Raw genomic sequence first — 18223 nt, 5'->3', positions numbered from 1 at the left:
ATTCATTAACTGAAGAGCGCCCCGGCCAGATCTCCCGGCCGGGGCGCTCTTTTAATAGAAAATTAAGTGTTTTGGGGTTAAGTTACTTAGCTGCACTCAAGGCTGCTTCAACGGCGGCACTTAAGCCTTCATAAGAGGAATCCGGCAGCAGGACGCCGTTCACCATGAACTTTGGTGTGCCGTTGACGCCGTAAGCTCCGGCGATTTTGAAGTCTTCTTTGACATCGTACATATACGTATGGTTCTTCAGATCCTGTTCGAACTGCTCTTGGTCAATCCCTGCAATATTGTCCTTCACGAACTTAGTGATGAACTTCTGCGTTGCCCAGATCTTGCTCTCATCGCCCTGGCTCTCGTAGAGCTTGTGGAGATACTCCCAGAACTTCTCATTATTCTGCTGATAGATAGCTTCCCCGGCACTGGCGGCCAGGTAAGAATCCCGGTCAATGAAGGCGAAGTTCATGAAGTAGAACTGGACTTTCCCGCTGTCTACGTAGTCCTTGATGAACGTATCGAGGTAGGAGGCGGTCCAATTTTTGCAGGCAGGGCATTTGAAATCGGCGAATTCGATCACCTTCACCTTGGCGTCTTCGCTGCCCAAATGCGGCTGCTTCTCGTATTTCAGCCCGTCCACTACGATCTTGCCCTTCACATCAGTGTAGTTAGGGAGATTATCGAGCGCCTCGGTGCCGGACGATTTGCCCTGTGTAAGGAAGAAGGCAAGAAGGGCGATCAGCAGCACGGCAATCACTGCAAGCAGCATAGGGAGCAGTCGCCCGTGATTCGGGGTATTCTTGGAACGGTTAGCTTTGTTATTCATGGACAGCCTCCTGCGCGATGTAAAAATCTACTCAAATAGTATAATCTTACCGGTGGCAGGCTGCCTATGCCATTTGTAACAATTGCCTGATCCTGATGAAGCCGTCAATCAGCCGTGATGCTCCCGCAGCGCAGCGGTGCGGATCACCGGAGGCACCTCGTGAATGGCAGAGATGGTCATGACGGACTGCTGCATCTCCCGCTCCAGCTCAATCAGATTGTAGAGCCACTCCGTCGGCTGCTTCAGATAGATGCTGTTGATCCCGGCAGTCAGCGCGGGCAGTACATCCGTACGCAGGGAGTTGCCGATCATCCAGGTGATTTTGCGGTCGAACGGGTAGGTGGTCAGGATATTCTCAAGCGCCTCTACATTCTTGTGCTGGCGGATATAGATGCGGTCATCGAAATAGGCGTCCAGCTTCATTTGGGCGATTTTGCGCTGCTGGATGGTGTCGTCGCCGCCGGTATAGAGATAGAGGGAATGGCCGTCCTGCTTGAGGGTATCCAGCGTCTCCACCATACCTGGATAAGCCTCTACCTCTTGGTCGTATACGCTCAGGCCCAGCTTCATCAGCTGCCGCTCCTCGAAGGCATCAGGCTTGCGGCTATATTTGCTGCAGAAATAACGGTAGGTGGCAATCAGTGATTTCGGGAAATTGTCGCTGGCCAGGCCGCTTGTGCTAACGGTCTCGACATCAATCTCCACCTGCTTGCTGCGCAGTTCGCCGATGGTGGGCTGATAATCGCTGAACCAGTCTGACATCAACTCGAAATACTGTCCAAGAATGAGGTCAAAATACTTATTGCAATGCACCAGGGTATCATCAAGATCAAAGATTACTTGTTGGGTCAAATACTTCATGAGGTTCACTCCTAAGTTGGTCTGTTAGATACGGATATAGGACTCCAGAAACATCTGGAGCTCCGAGGCCCCGTCCGGGCGTATGCTGTAGCGTTCGGTACCTTCACCACGCAGATGGACCCGCAGCAGCCCTGCGACCCGCAGACTAAGCAGATGATGCATCAGCATCTCCCTGGACAGGCTCAGTTCGGACTGCATCTCCCACAGCGTCTTCGGTTCGTTCGCCACGAAGCGCAGCAGTCTCAGCCGGGTGGAGTCAGAGAGAGCCTGTGTTAAACGAAGCAGCACTGTGGGCGGCTCCTCCTCATTGTCTGAAGGGACATCTACCGGATATTGCACCAGCATCAGATTCTTAAAGAAGCAATACGTGTTGATCGGCCGGTTATGCACGGTAGGCAGCAGCACGATCGTCTCCAGCCCGGGAATGTCCTCAATGACAATTCCGCCGGAAGCGTATTCGATTAGCGGGACCATATCCATTTTGCTCTCCAGCATTTTTTTCTCAGAAGCGTCTTCAATCAGCAGCGGCAGCAGGGTATGCTCCACATGGCGGAAATAATGCTCATACCATATCCGCAAAAGAGGCGTGTACCCGTTCTTGATCCGCGCGCATTCCCCGGCCGTGAAGTTATGGAAGAACGGCTCGGTCCGCCGGAGGCAATCCTCAAGTGAAGAGTTCTCCAGCTCAGCCAGGAACTGCAGCACCTTGGAAGCCTCGCCCCGGCTGTAAGCCCAGGCATAGAGTACATCATAATCTTCGAACGGCCACTCGGCGGCCTGCTTCAGTGCAGCCAGCTGCGCGGGGGTGAAGCGGCCGTCCACATCCCGGATCCAGTCGGTGCCGATGTCCAGATTGGAGGTCCATTTCTTGGTTACATATAACATGAAACTGTCCAGCAGTTCGTATACGGGGGAAACATCAATGTTCAGTTCATACTTCATTTAAGCCGGGTCACCTCCAGAAAATCAGACACTTCTATATATTATCTCTTGTTTTGAAGAGGGTTGTCTACTATAATGTTCGGTGTTTGCCGTATGGACATCAGATTCCGCACATCAATGAATTACATAGGAGGATTTACTTGTGTCAGATTCTACACCGATGCCGCTTGGACAGAGCGGTAGAATGAATTATTCGATTTTGATTGCCGTGATTATTCTGGCAGGGCTTAGCCAGGGGATGCTGCTGCCGGTCTTATCCATTCTGCTTGAGCAGGAAGGCGTATCGTCCTCGTTGAACGGACTTAACGCGGCTGCCTTGTATGTAGGCTCATTTGCCATGACTCTGATTGCGGAACGGGTGCTTGGTGCCATCGGCTTCAAGAAGCTGATCGCCGCCGGTCTCGCGCTGGTTCTGGTATCACTGCTGCTGTTCCCGCTCCTTACCGGCGTGAAGGTCTGGTTCGTGCTCCGCGTGCTTGTCGGGATCGGCGATTCGGCGGTTAATTACGCTGCGCAGCTATGGGTGCTGCTCATGACACCAGCGGAGCACCGTGGACGGAACCTGTCACTCTACGGGATGTCCTATGGACTGGGCTTTAGCCTCGGTCCACTTGGCATCAGCCTGCTGCGGTTCGGGCAGCCCGCACCGTTCCTGATTACAGCTCTGCTGTTCGTAATCGTCCTGCTGATTGTCGGCTTCAAGCTGCCTGACTCGCGGCCGGAAGCTATGGATCATAACGAAGGCCAGGCTAGCAGGTTCGGCCGGAGCTACCGGCTTGCTTGGTATGCGCTGATTCCAGCGCTGCTATACGGCTATATGGAAGCCAGCCTGAACAGCAGCTTCCCGGTATACGGGCTGCGCACCGGGTTCAGTGCAGACCAGATTGCTGCTTTGCTGCCTTTTGCAGGCATCGGAGGCCTGGTGCTCCAGCTGCCGCTCGGCATATGGAGCGACCGCTTTGGCCGCAAGGCCATCCTGATTGCTGCGGGGACAGGAGGAGGCCTGGCCTTCACACTGCTTCCGCTTACCGGCGACCATTTCCTGCTCACCCTGCTGGTGCTGATGGTGGCCGGGGGACTTGTCGGCTCCTTTTTCTCACTAGGATTAAGCTATGCCGCCGATATTTTGCCGCGTAAGCTGCTTCCCGCTGCCAATGTAGTCGCTTCCTTCCATTATAGTCTGGGAAGTATAGCGGGGCCGGGCATCGGCGGGCTGCTGCTGCAATTCGGCTGGGGAGGCAGTGTGTTTGCCGTGATGGGCGGTCTGTACATTGTATTTGGGCTGGCAGGGTTATTGTTCTCGCCACGGAAGATGATATAAGGTAGAATAAGAACGAATGCTCGCATGGAATTTGATCCCGCTTTCAGAGTACACTATAGAGTAGAGTCGAAGACAGGAGAGGCTGACCTATGATTACAGTTGAACATTTGGCCAAAGCGGTCGGGGAAGATAAAACACCGGTGCTTCAGGATATCGGATTTCAGTTAGAACCGGGAGAATTTGTAGCGCTGTTGGGAGCCAGCGGCAGCGGGAAATCAACACTGCTGCGCTGCCTTGCCCTGCGTGAGAAGTGGGACAGAGGGAATTTCAGGGTAGATGGGCAGGATATTATGAAGAGCCCCTTCGCCGGCAAACGTAAAATCCGCCGGGAATGGGCCTATCTGGAGCAGAATGCGGAGCTGAATCCGAACCGCACTGCACTCAAGAATGTGCTGATTGGACAGGCCTCCCAGACGCCACTGTGGCGGATGGCTACAGGCATGGTCCGCTCAGATGATTATATGGGGGCGATGGACCAGCTTGATCTGCTTGGATTGCTGGACAAGGCCAAGCTGAAGTCCGGCCAGCTCAGCGGCGGTGAACGTCAGCGTGTAGCCATTGCCCGGGCATTGGTCCATGGCGCCAAGGTCATCCTGGCGGATGAGCCGGTGACGGGCCTTGACCCCAAGACTGCGGATAATGTGCTGGAGACCCTCCGCAATCTGTGCAAGGAGACAGGACTTACCGTGCTTACGGTGCTGCCGATTGAGCTGGCCGAGCGTTACGCCAGCCGTCTGTGGGTGCTGGAGGACGGAAGAATCAAGCATGATGTCAAAGGACGCCGGCTGACCTCACAGGAGCGGCTGCACCTGTGAAGTAAGACAAGGCGTTCAGTAAGGAGAGCGTAAATGAAGTTGAATATGCGTATGCGTGTCCTGGGAGGACTTGCCGCAGCCGCCCTGTCGCTGTTTGCCCTGCCCGGCTGCACCTTCATCAGCGATCCTGTATCCCAGATGAGGGTGCCCCAGCTGCCTGCGGACAAGGCTTCGCTGATGGCAGCGATTAACTCTTCCTTGAAGGCGCTGGATGGTACCTTGACCCGTCCGGCCAATGATGATAACAGCTCTATTTTTACGGAGGACCTGGACCGGGATGGCGTGATGGAGACGCTTGTGTTCTACCAGACGAAGAATGAAGCTGTAGTTAATCACGGGATGATTCTGGAGAAGCAGGGGGATGCCTGGGTCAAGAAGCTTACGTTCGATGGTGTTGGCAACATTCTGGATTCTGTAGATCTTCAGGATGTTACTGGTGACGGTAAGCTCAACATTATTGCCGGGTATTCCCGCACCGAAGATAAGGGTGTGAAAGGTATGGTTGTCTACAGTTATTCCGGGGGAGTGCTGGAAGAGATTCTAACCAAGCCATATACTAAATATATCATCGATGATCTGAATGAAGACGGGATTGCGGATATTACCGTGGTATACTTCAAGCGCAATGAATTCGCTACAATAACAACCTACCAGTACAATGACAGCTTCAAGGTGCTGGATCAATTGGACGACCTAGACCCTTATTTCAATAGCTATTACAATATTGTCTCAGGAAAAGTTGCTGCGAACAAAGAAGGGATTGTACTGGATTCAGCCGTGGATTCTCACTCAGCGTATACAACAGTGGTTGTAATGGAAAATAACAAGCTGCGTGTCGCTATTCCAGGGAATGACCTAACCTTCAAGGACCGCAAAATTGTCAGTGAGGATATTGATTCGGACGGAATTATTGAGATTGGCATGCTGGTTCCCCCCAAGGGCTGGGAGTATTTCGACCCGGAGACCATTCCGTATTTCAATTCTTATTACAAATGGGACGGGAAAGACGGCCTGACCTTCAGTACCCAGCTCTATAATGATCCGCTGGACCGGTTCACCATCAATTTTGCCCCCGAATGGCAGGAGCGTGTGACCGTGGACACGAAGTCGGTTCAGAACAAATCGCTCAAATTCATAATGACGGATACCGGAGAGACGGTCGCCGAAGTAACATTCTTCTCGCCTGCGGAATGGGACAATGTGAAGAACAACGGCTGGAAGCTGCTCGGACGCGATCTGGATAAAATGATCGGGTACCGGGGAGGACTGGAACAGAATACAATCGGAGGAGGGGATGGGCGAATCCAATCCACTATTGAAAGGAAGGGAATCAATGAGTAAAGTATTAATTCTGGAGGATGAAGAGTCCATCCGCAGTTTTATTGTGATTAATCTGAAGCGCAACGGTTTTGAGGTGCTTGAGGCGGCGGATGGCCATGAGGCGCTGCATAAGCTGACTACTATCCATGACATTGATATCGCCCTCTTGGATGTAATGGTACCTGGTATCGACGGCTTTGAGGTATGCAGACGTATCCGGGAGACCAATGAACGGCTGGGGATTATTTTCTTGACGGCCAAAGTACAGGAGCAGGATAAAGTCTATGCGCTGTCGGTGGGAGCAGATGACCATGTCAGCAAGCCGTTCAGTCCCACTGAGCTGATCGCCCGTATCCAGTCGCTGCTGCGCCGGGTCAATGTTCACCGCGAGCAGTCAGCCAAGGTATCGTTCCAGTCGGGTCCGTTCACCCTGGATCTGATCTCGAAGCAGTTCAAGCGGAGCGGGGAAGCCATTGAGCTTACCCCAACAGAGTTCTCACTGGTGCAATTCTTCCTGGAGAAGGAGAATACGCCGCTCAGCCGTGATTCCCTGCTCGATCATGTCTGGGGCAAGGAATATATGGGCGACCCTAAGATCGTTGACGTCAATATCCGTCGCTTGCGCCAAAAAATCGAGAATAATCCATCGGAGCCTGAATATCTGCAGACAGTGTGGGGACACGGCTATAAATGGAAAGGCCAGGTACAATGATCAAGAAGGGGATGCGCAGACAGATCGTACTGCACTATATTCTTGTAGTCTTTGTAGCGCTTCTCCTGGTTGAGACAACCTTTCTGCTGGCGATCCGCACTTATTATTACGACAGCATCTACACCAAGATCACTACACAGATTAGTGCAGCTGAAAGTATGGTTAAATATGGTAACTTAAACGGCACATCGGCGAACCAGTTGCAGGGTTTACTCGAATTGTTCAATCTGGAAAATACAGAGCTTGAGGTCCTGACTCTTAAAGGAGATATTATCACCAGCTCGACCGGGTTTCAGCCGGACCGGACCATCACCACCAGTGATGTCCCAGAGGCGGTGGGCGGTAGTATAGGACGCTGGGTGGGGCGGCAGGCCGGCACGAATGAAAGTGTCATGGCCGTATCCAAGATGGTGCGGATCAACACTCATGATTCTTATGTCCTGCGGTATCTGTCCTCGATGGAAGGTATTAATAAAGATCTGCTTAATCTGACCTTGCTCTCCCTGGGCATCGGGGTGGCAGTCCTCACCATCGTGCTGTTGCTGAGCTTCGGGCTCGCCAATTCGATTGTGCGACCGCTGAATAATATTACGGCCGTATCGGCGCAGATGGCGAAGGGCAAGTTCACGACCCGGATCAAAGGCGATTACCGGTACGAGATCGGCGGACTCGCTTCAACGCTCAACTATATGGCGGACGAGATTGTCCGCAGCAATCAGATCAAGGATGATTTCATCTCCTCAATCTCTCATGAGCTGCGTACTCCGCTGACCAGCATCAAGGGTTGGAGCGAGACGCTGGTCTCCGGGGGTTATGACCCTGAAGAGACTAAGCTTGGGGTCGGAATTATCTCCAGAGAGAGTGACAGGCTGATTGGGCTGGTGGAAGAAATCCTCGACTTCTCGAAGCTTCAGCAGAATGAAATGAAGCTGTCGATGGGGCAGGTGGATATTAAGGTTCTGCTGCAGGAGACGCTGCTCAATATCTGGGCGAAGGCCGAGAAGAAACGGATTCATCTGCTGCTGGAATGCGAGGAGACGATCTTCATCAAGGGGGATGCCAACCGCCTCAAGCAGGTCTTCCTCAATCTGGTGGATAATGCGGTGAAGTTCTCGCCGGAGGATTCCAGTATTGTGCTGTCGGCGGAGCGTTTATCCGGTATTGAGATGGCTGTTACTGTTCGTGACAGTGGTATTGGAATCAGTGAAGCGCATCTGTCCAGAGTGCGGGACCGCTTCTTCCAGGTCGATGCCCTTAACGGGGGAACGGGCCTCGGGCTAGCGATCTCCCAGCAGATCGTGGAGCTTCATAACGGTAAGCTGGAAATGGACAGCGAGCTGGGCAAGGGTACTCAGGTTACCGTCATTCTGCCGCTGGATGACAGCCAGCAAGGGAATACCCGACCCGGCAACCCACAGTTAACTTCATAGCAAGATACAAAAGGGATACAGCTATCGTCCGGGCGGACCGGAGCTGTATCCCTTTGTATGTAGCAGCCCTTAGGGCTGAATTTTTGTTTATGAAGGCATTCCTTCCGCACGCAAACGGCCGGCCTTCTCATAGACCTCCTGAAGCAGACGGGCAGGCTGAGTACGTACCAGCGGCTTAGCAGCTACAATCTCATGCGGGCCGACAACCACGATGTTGTCTGCACTGCCTTTGATTACAGCGCCATCCTTGATCACAGCACCTTCACCGATAATGGCGTGTTCAATCAGAACACCGCGTCCAATGCGGGCACCCGGCATTACCACGCTCTGCTTGATTCTGCTCTGCTTGCCGATCTCCACACCGCCGAAGATGACCGAACGCTGCGGGCTGCCTTCGAGCTGGCAGGTTTCATGAATCAGGCAATTTGCTGAAGCAGATTGAGTGCGGGGTCTGATCGCAGCCAGCTTGGTGCGTTGTGCCCGGCTGTACATCGGCCAGCGGGAGTTATCTAGCTGGAAGCCATCCTCTTGCAGAAGATCCATATGAGCTTCCCAGAGGCTGCCAACGGTACCAACATCTCTCCAGTAACCTTCGAATCGGTAAGCGAACAGTTCATTGCTCGCATCCAGCATGGACGGAATAACATCCTTACCGAAATCATGACCGGACTCCATATTCGTTGCATCCTGCAGTAAATGAGCCTTCAAGTAGGACCACTCGAACAGATAGATGCCCATAGACGCCAGGTTGCTCTTCGGAGCTTGTGGTTTTTCGGCAAATTCGGAGATCTTGAAATCTTCATCCACGTTCATCACGCCGAAGCGGCTCGCTTCATCCCAAGGAACCTCCATAACCGATATCGTTGCCTTCGCAGACTTGGCGATGTGATAATCGAGCATTTTGCGGTAATCCATGTGGTAGATATGGTCTCCCGACAGGATAAGTACATGCTCCGGGTTCTGACTGTCTATATATTCAATATTCTTATAAATAGCATCGGCGGTGCCTGTATAGCTGTCTCTGCCTTCAACACCTGAAGGGAGCAGCCTTACACCCCGGTCACTGCGGCTATGCAGCCCCCAGGGCTCGCCTTCACCGATATGCTGATGCAAGGATTCTGCTTCATACTGAGTCAGTACTCCGATGGTATCAATCTTGGAATTCACACAGTTGCTGAGGGGAAAATCAATAATCCGGTACTGTCCGCCGAAAGGGACTGCAGGCTTAGCCATGCTGGAAGTCAAGGGGGCCAATCTGCGGCCTTCCCCGCCCGCCAGGAGCATGGCGATACATTCTTTCTTACTCATGTGTTATCCCTCCCATTTTTTTGTCAATGCTTGTAATATACACTCAGAACAAGCGCTTGAAACGACATAGGTGAATTATATTGCTGTATCTGTGGAAAAATTACATGTTTATTTTCAATATTCAGAAATTGCCCGGACTTCTCTCAAAATCATTTTCAAAATCTATATATTCGGGTAATGTAATAGGTGCATCATATATCCTAAGGTGGTGATGATTTGGCCGATTTACCAAAAACAGAAAACCTCCCGTCCGCTGAAGATATTTATCTGTTCCATGAGGGCACGAATTATCGCAGCTATACGATGCTTGGCGCGCACATTGCCGTCCAAGAAGGGCAGGCCGGCGTTCGTTTTACCGTGTGGGCTCCTCATGCGGCATATGTAGGACTGGCGGGAGATCATAACAGCTGGGATGGAACATCTGATCTGGATACGTTATATAAGATACCCGATTCAGGATTTTGGAGTCGTTTTTTCCCGGGAATGGAGCCGGGAACTTTTTACAAATACAGGATTACAGGAACAGATGGTACAAGCTTCCTCAAAGCAGACCCCTATGCCTTCCACGCTGAAGTGCGTCCGGCAACGGCATCCGTTGTGGCCAATCTGGACGGCTACAAATGGGGGGATGCCGCATGGCGGCGGAAGAGTAAAGGTCCGTATCAGGCACCCATGAACATTTATGAAATGCATCTGGGCACCTGGCGGCAAAAGGAAGACGGCGAACTCTATACTTATCGTGAGATCAGCAGCCTGCTGATTCCCTACCTGAGTGAAATGAGCTATACCCATGTGGAGTTCATGCCGCTGGCTGAACATCCTTATGATCTGTCCTGGGGCTACCAGGGAACCGGTTATTTTGCTGCTACCAGCCGTTTCGGAGAGCCGCAGGATCTGATGTACCTGATCGATCAGCTGCATCAGGCAGGCATTGGGGTCATTCTGGACTGGGTCCCAGCCCATTTTGCCAAGGATGCCCATGGTCTGCGCTTGTTCGACGGTTCGCCGCTGTATGAATATGCCGATCCGATGCTGGCGGAGAAGCCGGGCTGGGGGACCTTGTCCTTTGACTTCAGCAAGCCGGAAATCTCATCGTTCCTAATCTCCAATGCCTTGTTCTGGTTCGAGAAGTATCATATTGACGGCATGCGTGTGGATGCGGTTACGAGTATGCTGCGGCTTGATTTCGAGAAGGAACACCATCAGTACCGGACGAATGAGCATGGAGGGCTGGAGAATCTGGAAGCCATCCGGTTCATTCAGCAGCTCAACCAGACGATTTTCCAGTATTATCCGAAGGCGCTCATGATGGCGGAAGAATCCAGTGCCTGGCCGGGCGTAACCTCACCGGTGCATGAAGGCGGCTTGGGCTTCAACTACAAATGGAATATGGGCTGGATGAATGACACCTTGGGCTACATAGAACGGGATTTCGGATCACGCCCGTATCATCATAATTTGTTGACCTTCCCGATATGCTATGCTTATGCCGAGAACTATACGTTGCCGCTGTCACATGATGAGGTAGTGCACGGCAAGAAGTCGCTGCTGGACAAAATGCCCGGGTCCTATGAGCAGAAATTCGCCGGTCTGCGCCAGCTTCTCGGATATCAGATCAGCCATCCGGGCAAGAAGCTGCTGTTCATGGGCGGAGAGTTCGGACAATTCATTGAATGGAAGGATCAGGAGCAGCTTGACTGGCTGCTGCTGGATTATGAGAGCCACCGGCGGATGCAGGCCTATACGGCTGCGCTGAATCAGCTATACCTTGCCGAAAAATCGCTGTGGGAGCTGGACCATGACATGGCTGGCTACCAGTGGATTGATGCTGACGATAGCGGGCAGAGTATCGTATCCTATATCCGCAGAGGCAAACGCCCGGTGGACACGCTGCTGATTATCATCAACTTCCAGCCGGAGGAGCGCCGCCATTACCGTATCGGCGTGCCGCGTCCGGGCGTATATGAGGAATTATTCAGCTCGGAGAGCAACGAATACGGCGGATCGGGCTTCCATAATGAGCCGCTGAAGAGCACCAAGACCGAGTGGCATAATCAGGTGAATAGTATAGAGCTGACCCTGCCGCCGCTTAGCTTCTTGGTGCTTAAGAAGTCAGGCCGCAAGACCGTTTAAAGGCAGGAATTGTCCGAATAAGCAATTAAATAAGGGGGAGATGGAATGAAAGTACTATTTGCCGCGGCGGAAGCCCATCCATTTATCAAAACAGGCGGACTGGCCGATGTCATCGGCGCTTTGCCGAAGGCCCTCAAGGCGGCCGGGGTCGATGTCCGGGTGATTTTGCCCAAATACAAAGGAATTCCTGAGAAGTATTCCGCACTGATGGAGCCTGTCGCTACGCTGGAGGTTCCGATTGGCTGGCGCAATCAGTATTGCGGGATTGAAAAGGTCGTGTTTGAAGGGATTCCCGTCTATTTCGTTGACAATGAGTATTACTTCGGCCGTGACGGGATTTATGGCTATATGGATGACGGCGAGCGCTTCGCGTACTTCAACCGGGCGGTACTGGAATGCCTGCCGGCGATTAGCTTCCAGCCGGATGTGATCCATTGCCATGACTGGCATGCTGCGGTTGTTCCTCTGCTGCTGCAGGCGCACTACCGGCATAATCCGTTCTACAGTGAGATGCGTACGGTATTCACCATACATAATCTCCTGTACCAGGGAGTCTTTCCGTATACGGTGCTGGGTGAGCTGCTGGGTCTGGATGACAGCTATTTCCTGGGCGTGGAGTATTACGGGAATGTGAATTATATGAAGGGCGGGATTGTCTACAGTGATCATGTCACTACCGTTAGCCCGACCTATGCCGATGAGATTCGGACCCCATACTACGGCTATGGTCTCGATGGCCTCCTGACTTCGCGTTCTGATGCGCTGAGCGGCATTGTGAACGGAATTGATACCAAGAGCTATAATCCGTCCAGTGATACGGCAATCTTCACCAAGTACCGGTCCAACCTGGCCAAAAAAGCCGAGAACAAGCTGGGACTCCAACAGGAGCTGGGATTGCCGGTGGCTCCTTACATTCCAATGATAGCTATGGTCACGCGTCTGGTGGATTCCAAAGGACTGGATCTGCTGACCCGTGTGCTGGACGAGCTGCTATACTACGATGATATTCAGTTCGTGCTGCTGGGGACGGGGGATGAGGTATACGAACGCTGGTTCCGCGAGGCGCAGTGGCGTTACCCGACTAAGCTGTCATCACAGATTACTTTCAGTGATGCCTTATCCCGCAAAATCTACGCCGCCAGCGACATTTTCCTGATGCCGTCCAAATTTGAGCCTTGCGGCATCAGCCAGCTTCTGGCGCTCCGTTACGGCAGCATTCCGGTGGTTCGTGAGACAGGCGGGCTGAACGATACCGTACAGGCATACAATGAATATACTGGGGAGGGCAATGGCTTCACCTTCCAGGATTATAACGCCCACGATATGATGCATACGCTCCGCCGCGCCGTATCGTTCTACCATAAGCCCGAGCACTGGAAAAAGGTAGCCAAAAACGCATTCTCCGGCGACTACAGCTGGAACGTATCCGCACAGCAGTACATTGATATTTATAACAACATTACGGCCGCTCCAGCGGAATAGGAAATAGCAGGATCAGGATGGAAAAGGCACCCCTCAGTTCATCATGGACTAAGGGATGCCTTTTTCTGTTGCACTTGGTTCACTGGATACGAGGAACCATAATTACCAGGGGGATTTGTGCCGATTAGCTGGAGGGAATAGGTGTATTTCAGGCACTTGTTAACGGAAGGAAAAACACATCCTCAGCAGCAAATGGAAAAATGGCACTTAATTAGCCCAAACTTCCTCATATTAAGGAATTCAGCGAAAAGAGATGACGTTTATCCAACTAATTGCCTCTAACCATGAAAATTGGCTAAATTAAGATGCGTTTTTCCATCTAAACAAGTAGCATTAAAGAAATAAGAAAATTCAAGTCAGGTATAAGGATAAGAATGGGGGATTTTGGATTGGAATTCTTTTAGACTCACGATCTGGTTTCCGGGATTAAATTCGATTAAGGAGACCCCGTCAAAAGCATCGGTCACTGCATCATACTCACACTTAAAGTACCATTCCACCACAGTCATATGGCCCTGATGGATGAATTGCTTGATCGTCCAGTTCAATACCGTACCACGCGTATTCCAGTCCTCGAACCACAACAACAGGGTGTCAAATCCCCGATACTGAGGGCCGTAGCTTTCGGTATACACAATGTTGGGATCGAAGATGGTACTTAATATAGAGTTGTCCTTGTTAATCCATGAATCGAAATATTGTCTGATCTGCTGCTCGCGTTCAATCATTAGATGCCTCCTCCACAATATGCCGGAACAGAATCCGGTACTCGTACGGCTCAAGCGCCACGTTCATCATCCCGCGTTCTGGAACGACCGCCTCACCCGTAAGTGCATCCAGCCAGTCACTGGTCTCCATCGGGTGGCTGAGCGTGCGGGGCTGCGGCGAATTGTTCATCCAGACCGTGAAGTGGATCAGCTCATCGGCGCGCTCATAGACGATGCACGGGTCGTGCTCGCAGGACTGAAGAATCCGGAAGCGGCCTTCGCGGAGGACTTTATGCTCCTTGCGCAAACTAATCATCATCCGGTAAAAGTCATACAGCTCGCGGTCCTGCTTGCCCTGATCCCATTCCATACATTTGCGGCAATCCGGGTCCTCGTTGCCGGTCAGGCCAATCTCATCGCCGTAATAGATGCAGGGAGTGCCCATGAAGGTGAACAGGAAGACGACCGTCAGCTTCAGCTTCCGTTTATCTTCACCAAGCACGGTGAGCAGGCGGGGGGTGTCGTGACTGCCGAGCAGATTGAAGACCACCTCGTTCGTCTGCTGCGGATAACGCATGAGCAGGCCGCCGATCCGGTGACCGAAGGTGATGCCGTCCATCCCGCCATTGAAGAATTCCAGCACCGTCCCCGAGAAGGGATAGTTCATCACCGAATCGAACTGGTCGCCGAGCAGCCAGGTTAAGGAGTCGCTCCACACCTCGCCGACGATGTAAGCATCCGGGTTCGCGGCTTTGACCACCTTGCGGAAATCGCGCCAGAAGTGATGGTCCACCTCGTTGGCCACATCCAGCCGCCAGCCGTCCACCTTGATCTCCTTAATCCAGTATTCGGCTACCTCCAGCAGGTAAGATTTTACTTCATGATTGGCAGTGTTGAACTTCGGCATATTGCCGTAGAAGCCGAACGTGTCATAGGTGGGAATGCCGTCCACAATCTCAGCCGGAAAAGAGTTCACATGAAACCAATCCCGGTAGACCGAGTACTCCCCCTTGGCCAGAACATCCTGGAAGGGCGGGAACTGATCGCTGCAATGGTTGAATACGGCGTCAAGCATGACGCGCAGGCCCCGTCTGTGGCATTCCTCGACGACCTGCTTCAGCAGCTCATTATCGCCGAAATGCGGGTCGACTCTCCGGTAATCCACGATGTCATATTTATGATTGGAAGAGGAGACGAACAGCGGGGTGAAGTAGAGGGCATTGACGCCCAGCTCCTGCAGATCATCCAGATGATCCAGCACGCCCTGAAGGTCGCCGCCGAAGAAATTATTCAGCTCGGGCTTACCGCCCCAGGGCTGCGTGCCTTCCGGATTAATCAGGGGATTGCCATTCGCGAACCGCTCGGTCATGATCTGGTAGAACACCGCATCCTTTGCCCAGGGAGGAACCCGGAACAAGTCGATCCCGTGGATATAGGGGAATTCGTAGAAGTGATTTGGAGCGGGCGGGCATTCGGAGCGGATACCATTATCGAGCAGATAGACCGTCTCCATACCTTTACTCACGCGAAAAGTATAGCTAAGCCGCTTATACTTGGGCCGGACCGCCGCTTCCCAGTAGTCGAATTTGTCATCGGAGGCGGCCTTCTCCATGATGATGTCATAAGAAGTATGCTGCCAATCGTACTTGTCGCCGGTAAGGGCGACTACATAGTCCACATCATCACGTTTGGTGCGCACACGCAGATGAATCGTTTCAGTATCATAGGCATAAGCCCATTTGTCACGGGGAACATGGTACATCGCTTCAAGCAGCATAGTAGCACCTCCTGTAAGTTGGGTGGAAACTGTAATGATTCATGAGGCAATTGGAGATAATCTATAGTAGGTAGTATTATATACCACCTTCATAGGATGTGCATTTTTTTGTCGCCGTAACAGGTTTTTGTCACAAAATTGTCTTTGCATATTCATGCGAAGTGATTTATAATAAATCGGTCAATGAGACGGAACAGTAGAGAGAACATAAATAGAATAGGGGAGACGGGACAAATGAACAAATGGGGTAAACTTTCTATGGGACTGCTGCTGGCAGCAGGACTGCTAGCCGGATGCGGCTCCAATAACGATAAGAACAATACCGCAGCAAGCGGGAATGGCGGTGCTGCAAGCACAGAAGCGCCGGCTAAGAAGCTGATTATGGGCACAAGCGCAGACTTTCCTCCATATGAATTCCACAAGATGGTTGAAGGCAATGATACGATTGTTGGTTTCGATATCGAGATTGCCAAGGAGATCGCCGCTGATCTGGGCCAGGAGCTGGAGATTAAGGATCTTCCGTTCGACTCTTTGCTGAATGAGCTGGCAAGCGGCCGGATCGATATGGTCATTTCGGGACTTAGCCCCACGCCGGAACGCGCTGAAGCCGTAGGCCTTTCGGACATCTACTATAAGGCAGAGCAGGCTGTCGTAGTGCGTGAAGCCGATAAGGACAAATTCGCTACCATGGACGCACTGAAGGGCGCCAAGATCGGAATTCAGACCGGTTCCATTCAGGAGGGTATCGCTAAGGGCATCGAAGGCGCACAGCTGACCTCCCTCAGCAAAATCTCCGAAATCGTCCTGCAGCTGCAGTCGAACCGGGTGGATGCTTCCATCATGGAAGGACCTGTGGCCAAGTCCTTTGTGAAGAACGTCAAGGGCCTCGTGATCACCGATGCCAAGCCGGAGGTTGAAGATGACGGTTATGTCATCGGCGTGAAGAAGGGCAACACCGAGCTGCTCGATCAAGTGAATAAGACACTCGGACGCCTGAACTCCGAAGGCAAGATTGATGAATTCGTAGCGGCAGCAAGCGAGCTTGCTGAGAGCAAATAACACGCGAACCGCATATACGGTTAGCAGAGATCAAGGATAGGCCCGCAGCTGGCTGCGGGATCATGCTCTATCATGCAGAAAATGGCGGTGATCCGCCGTTTTCTATTTTTTTGAGAAGAGGAGGGTTTGAGGGCAATGAATCTATTCGATATGGCTTATGAGTACCGCAATTTATTCTTATCCGGTCTGCAGTACACACTGCTGCTTGCAGTACTGGGGGTATTCTTCGGTTTCGTACTCGGCATCCTGGTGTCGCTCCTGCGGATGTCCAAATGGAGAATTCTGCGCTTTATCGCCACCGCATGGGTCGAATTCTTACGCGGGACGCCGATGCTGGTGCAGCTGTTTCTGATTCACTACGGGTTAACGGAGCTTGGACTTGAGTTTACGCCGATCCAGTCCGGTGCAATTACATTAACCATCAACAGTTCTGCTTATCTGGCGGAGATTTTCCGCGCCGGGATTCAAGGGGTGGACCGCGGTCAGGTTGAAGCGGCGCGTTCACTCGGAATGAAGCAGGGGATGGCGCTGCGCTATATCGTGCTGCCACAGGCGATTAAGAACGTGCTGCCGGCCATCGGCAATGAATTTATTACCATCATCAAAGAATCTTCAATCGTGTCTATGATCGGGGTTGCAGACCTGTTCTTTCAGGCGAAGACCATTACAACGATTACGTATGAGGGCCTAACACCCTATGTTATTATTGCCATCATGTATTTCGTACTGACATTCATACTATCCAAGCTGCTGGGTATATTGGAACGGAGGCTGAACACGGATGATCGAGGTTAAGAACCTGCGGAAGAGCTTTGGGAAGCTGGAGATCCTGAAGGGCATTGATCTGAATATTCACAAGGGCGAGGTCGTTGTCGTCATCGGCCCCAGCGGATCGGGCAAAAGCACCTTTCTGCGCTGTCTGAACCTGCTGGAGCAGCCTACGGGCGGCGAGATCAGCTTCGAGGGTCAATCCATTACCGCGAAGCGCCATGACATCAACGTGACCCGCGAGAAAATGGGCATGGTGTTCCAGCAGTTCAACCTGTTCCCGCACAAATCCGTGCTGCAGAACATTATGCTCGCCCCGCTCAAGGTGAAGAAGCAGCAGGCTGCAGAGGCAGAGAAGTTTGCGATGGAGCTGCTGCGTACGGTAGGCCTTGAGGACAAGCGCGATGCTTATCCGGCCCAGCTCTCCGGCGGACAGAAGCAGCGGATCGCAATCGCCCGGGCGCTGGCTATGCAGCCGCATGTTATGCTGTTCGACGAGCCAACCTCGGCGCTGGACCCGGAGATGGTCGGTGAAGTGCTGGAGGTTATGAAGCAACTGGCAGTGAACGGCATGACTATGGTGATTGTAACGCACGAAATGGGCTTCGCCCGTGAAGTGGGGGACCGTATCCTGTTCATGGACGGCGGAGTGGTTGTGGAGCAAGGGACACCGGCAGAGGTGTTCGGTCATCCCAAGCATGCCCGCACGCGTGATTTTCTCAGCAAGGTATTATAGAAAGCCGGCTAATAACCCCACCGCATGGGGTT

The 18223-nt window shown here is 52.4% G+C and carries 16 protein-coding genes; 10 read left to right on the top strand and 6 right to left on the bottom strand.

Annotation, left to right across the window (positions count from 1 at the left end; translation table 11 throughout):
* Positions 1-82: 82 nt before the first annotated feature.
* The 3 genes from MKZ07_RS08635 to MKZ07_RS08625 all read right to left on the bottom strand — a co-directional run bounded on the left by MKZ07_RS08635 (position 83) and on the right by MKZ07_RS08625 (position 2623).
* Positions 83-820, bottom strand: coding sequence for a DsbA family protein (locus MKZ07_RS08635; RefSeq protein WP_076158164.1), 738 nt, complete (start codon positions 818-820; stop codon positions 83-85).
* A gap of 108 nt (positions 821-928) precedes the next feature.
* Positions 929-1681, bottom strand: coding sequence for an HAD family hydrolase (locus MKZ07_RS08630; protein ID WP_036695436.1), 753 nt, complete (start codon positions 1679-1681; stop codon positions 929-931).
* A 24-nt stretch (positions 1682-1705) separates the two neighbouring features.
* Complete coding sequence (locus tag MKZ07_RS08625) at positions 1706-2623, bottom strand: ArsR/SmtB family transcription factor (protein WP_036695435.1); 918 nt, start codon at positions 2621-2623, stop codon at positions 1706-1708.
* 160 nt (positions 2624-2783) lie between these two features.
* Between MKZ07_RS08625 and MKZ07_RS08620 the strand changes: the two genes are divergently transcribed.
* The 5 genes from MKZ07_RS08620 to MKZ07_RS08600 all read left to right on the top strand — a co-directional run bounded on the left by MKZ07_RS08620 (position 2784) and on the right by MKZ07_RS08600 (position 8221).
* Positions 2784-3944, top strand: coding sequence for an MFS transporter (locus MKZ07_RS08620; protein ID WP_036695508.1), 1161 nt, complete (start codon positions 2784-2786; stop codon positions 3942-3944).
* 89 nt (positions 3945-4033) lie between these two features.
* The gene (locus tag MKZ07_RS08615; RefSeq protein ID WP_036695434.1) at positions 4034-4759 is read left to right on the top strand and encodes a phosphonate ABC transporter ATP-binding protein; all 726 of its coding nucleotides are present in this window, start codon (positions 4034-4036) and stop codon (positions 4757-4759) included.
* Between the two features lie 33 nt (positions 4760-4792).
* Positions 4793-6100, top strand: a complete 1308-nt coding sequence (locus tag MKZ07_RS08610) for a hypothetical protein (RefSeq protein WP_179090463.1) — start codon at positions 4793-4795, stop codon at positions 6098-6100.
* Entirely contained in the window at positions 6093-6791 is a 699-nt protein-coding gene (locus MKZ07_RS08605; protein ID WP_036695433.1) for a response regulator transcription factor, read from the top strand. Before MKZ07_RS08610 ends, MKZ07_RS08605 begins: the two co-directional genes overlap by 8 nt.
* The gene (locus MKZ07_RS08600; RefSeq protein ID WP_036695432.1) at positions 6788-8221 is read left to right on the top strand and encodes a sensor histidine kinase; all 1434 of its coding nucleotides are present in this window, start codon (positions 6788-6790) and stop codon (positions 8219-8221) included. Before MKZ07_RS08605 ends, MKZ07_RS08600 begins: the two co-directional genes overlap by 4 nt.
* 87 nt (positions 8222-8308) lie before the next feature.
* Here the strand turns inward: MKZ07_RS08600 and MKZ07_RS08595 are convergent, their stop codons facing one another.
* Positions 8309-9529 carry a glucose-1-phosphate adenylyltransferase gene (locus MKZ07_RS08595; RefSeq protein ID WP_036695431.1) on the bottom strand — a complete coding sequence of 407 codons (1221 nt, stop codon included), beginning with the start codon at positions 9527-9529 and terminating at the stop codon, positions 8309-8311.
* A 216-nt stretch (positions 9530-9745) separates the two neighbouring features.
* Here MKZ07_RS08595 and glgB point away from each other — a divergent pair, with 216 nt between their 5' ends.
* Both glgB and glgA read left to right on the top strand, forming a co-directional pair.
* The gene (gene glgB / locus MKZ07_RS08590; RefSeq protein ID WP_036695430.1) at positions 9746-11662 is read left to right on the top strand and encodes a 1,4-alpha-glucan branching protein GlgB; all 1917 of its coding nucleotides are present in this window, start codon (positions 9746-9748) and stop codon (positions 11660-11662) included.
* A gap of 45 nt (positions 11663-11707) precedes the next feature.
* On the top strand, positions 11708-13144 hold the full coding sequence (gene glgA, locus MKZ07_RS08585) for a glycogen synthase GlgA (RefSeq protein WP_341025543.1): 1437 nt from the start codon (positions 11708-11710) through the stop codon (positions 13142-13144).
* A gap of 356 nt (positions 13145-13500) precedes the next feature.
* On the opposite strand, the gene MKZ07_RS08580 is transcribed toward glgA, so the two are convergent.
* Together MKZ07_RS08580 and MKZ07_RS08575 are read right to left on the bottom strand one after the other, a co-directional pair.
* The gene (locus tag MKZ07_RS08580; protein WP_051493553.1) at positions 13501-13872 is read right to left on the bottom strand and encodes a nuclear transport factor 2 family protein; all 372 of its coding nucleotides are present in this window, start codon (positions 13870-13872) and stop codon (positions 13501-13503) included.
* Entirely contained in the window at positions 13865-15628 is a 1764-nt protein-coding gene (locus MKZ07_RS08575; protein ID WP_036695428.1) for an alpha-glycosidase, read from the bottom strand. The genes MKZ07_RS08580 and MKZ07_RS08575 overlap by 8 nt, the downstream gene beginning before the upstream one ends.
* A gap of 234 nt (positions 15629-15862) precedes the next feature.
* Between MKZ07_RS08575 and MKZ07_RS08570 the strand changes: the two genes are divergently transcribed.
* The 3 genes from MKZ07_RS08570 (at position 15863) to MKZ07_RS08560 (ending at position 18191) form a co-directional block, all read left to right on the top strand.
* Entirely contained in the window at positions 15863-16687 is an 825-nt protein-coding gene (locus MKZ07_RS08570) for a transporter substrate-binding domain-containing protein (RefSeq protein ID WP_036695427.1), read from the top strand.
* Positions 16688-16822: 135 nt separating this feature from the next.
* Complete coding sequence (locus tag MKZ07_RS08565) at positions 16823-17482, top strand: amino acid ABC transporter permease (RefSeq protein ID WP_341025539.1); 660 nt, start codon at positions 16823-16825, stop codon at positions 17480-17482.
* Complete coding sequence (locus MKZ07_RS08560; protein WP_036695425.1) at positions 17469-18191, top strand: amino acid ABC transporter ATP-binding protein; 723 nt, start codon at positions 17469-17471, stop codon at positions 18189-18191. The genes MKZ07_RS08565 and MKZ07_RS08560 overlap by 14 nt, the downstream gene beginning before the upstream one ends.
* Positions 18192-18223: the final 32 nt, after the last annotated feature.

It is taken from the genome of Paenibacillus sp. FSL P4-0338, assembly GCF_038002365.1.
Classification (GTDB): domain Bacteria; phylum Bacillota; class Bacilli; order Paenibacillales; family Paenibacillaceae; genus Paenibacillus_AQ.
The sequence above is the reverse complement of the archived record's forward strand: the minus strand, read 5'-3'. Positions and strand labels throughout refer to the sequence as shown.

Bases quoted from the DNA above. Each gene is read 5' to 3' on its own strand.
- glgA (WP_341025543.1), top strand. From the start codon at position 11,708: ATGAAAGTACTATTTGCCGCGGCGGAAGCCCATCCATTTATCAAAACA.
- MKZ07_RS08615 (WP_036695434.1), top strand. From the start codon at position 4,034: ATGATTACAGTTGAACATTTGGCCAAAGCGGTCGGGGAAGATAAAACA.
- MKZ07_RS08575 (WP_036695428.1), bottom strand. From the start codon at position 15,628: ATGCTGCTTGAAGCGATGTACCATGTTCCCCGTGACAAATGGGCTTAT.
- MKZ07_RS08600 (WP_036695432.1), top strand. From the start codon at position 6,788: ATGATCAAGAAGGGGATGCGCAGACAGATCGTACTGCACTATATTCTT.
- MKZ07_RS08565 (WP_341025539.1), top strand. From the start codon at position 16,823: ATGAATCTATTCGATATGGCTTATGAGTACCGCAATTTATTCTTATCC.
- MKZ07_RS08570 (WP_036695427.1), top strand. From the start codon at position 15,863: ATGAACAAATGGGGTAAACTTTCTATGGGACTGCTGCTGGCAGCAGGA.
- MKZ07_RS08605 (WP_036695433.1), top strand. From the start codon at position 6,093: ATGAGTAAAGTATTAATTCTGGAGGATGAAGAGTCCATCCGCAGTTTT.
- MKZ07_RS08625 (WP_036695435.1), bottom strand. From the start codon at position 2,623: ATGAAGTATGAACTGAACATTGATGTTTCCCCCGTATACGAACTGCTG.
- MKZ07_RS08620 (WP_036695508.1), top strand. From the start codon at position 2,784: ATGCCGCTTGGACAGAGCGGTAGAATGAATTATTCGATTTTGATTGCC.
- MKZ07_RS08635 (WP_076158164.1), bottom strand. From the start codon at position 820: ATGAATAACAAAGCTAACCGTTCCAAGAATACCCCGAATCACGGGCGA.
- MKZ07_RS08580 (WP_051493553.1), bottom strand. From the start codon at position 13,872: ATGATTGAACGCGAGCAGCAGATCAGACAATATTTCGATTCATGGATT.
- MKZ07_RS08595 (WP_036695431.1), bottom strand. From the start codon at position 9,529: ATGAGTAAGAAAGAATGTATCGCCATGCTCCTGGCGGGCGGGGAAGGC.
- MKZ07_RS08560 (WP_036695425.1), top strand. From the start codon at position 17,469: ATGATCGAGGTTAAGAACCTGCGGAAGAGCTTTGGGAAGCTGGAGATC.
- MKZ07_RS08610 (WP_179090463.1), top strand. From the start codon at position 4,793: ATGAAGTTGAATATGCGTATGCGTGTCCTGGGAGGACTTGCCGCAGCC.
- MKZ07_RS08630 (WP_036695436.1), bottom strand. From the start codon at position 1,681: ATGAAGTATTTGACCCAACAAGTAATCTTTGATCTTGATGATACCCTG.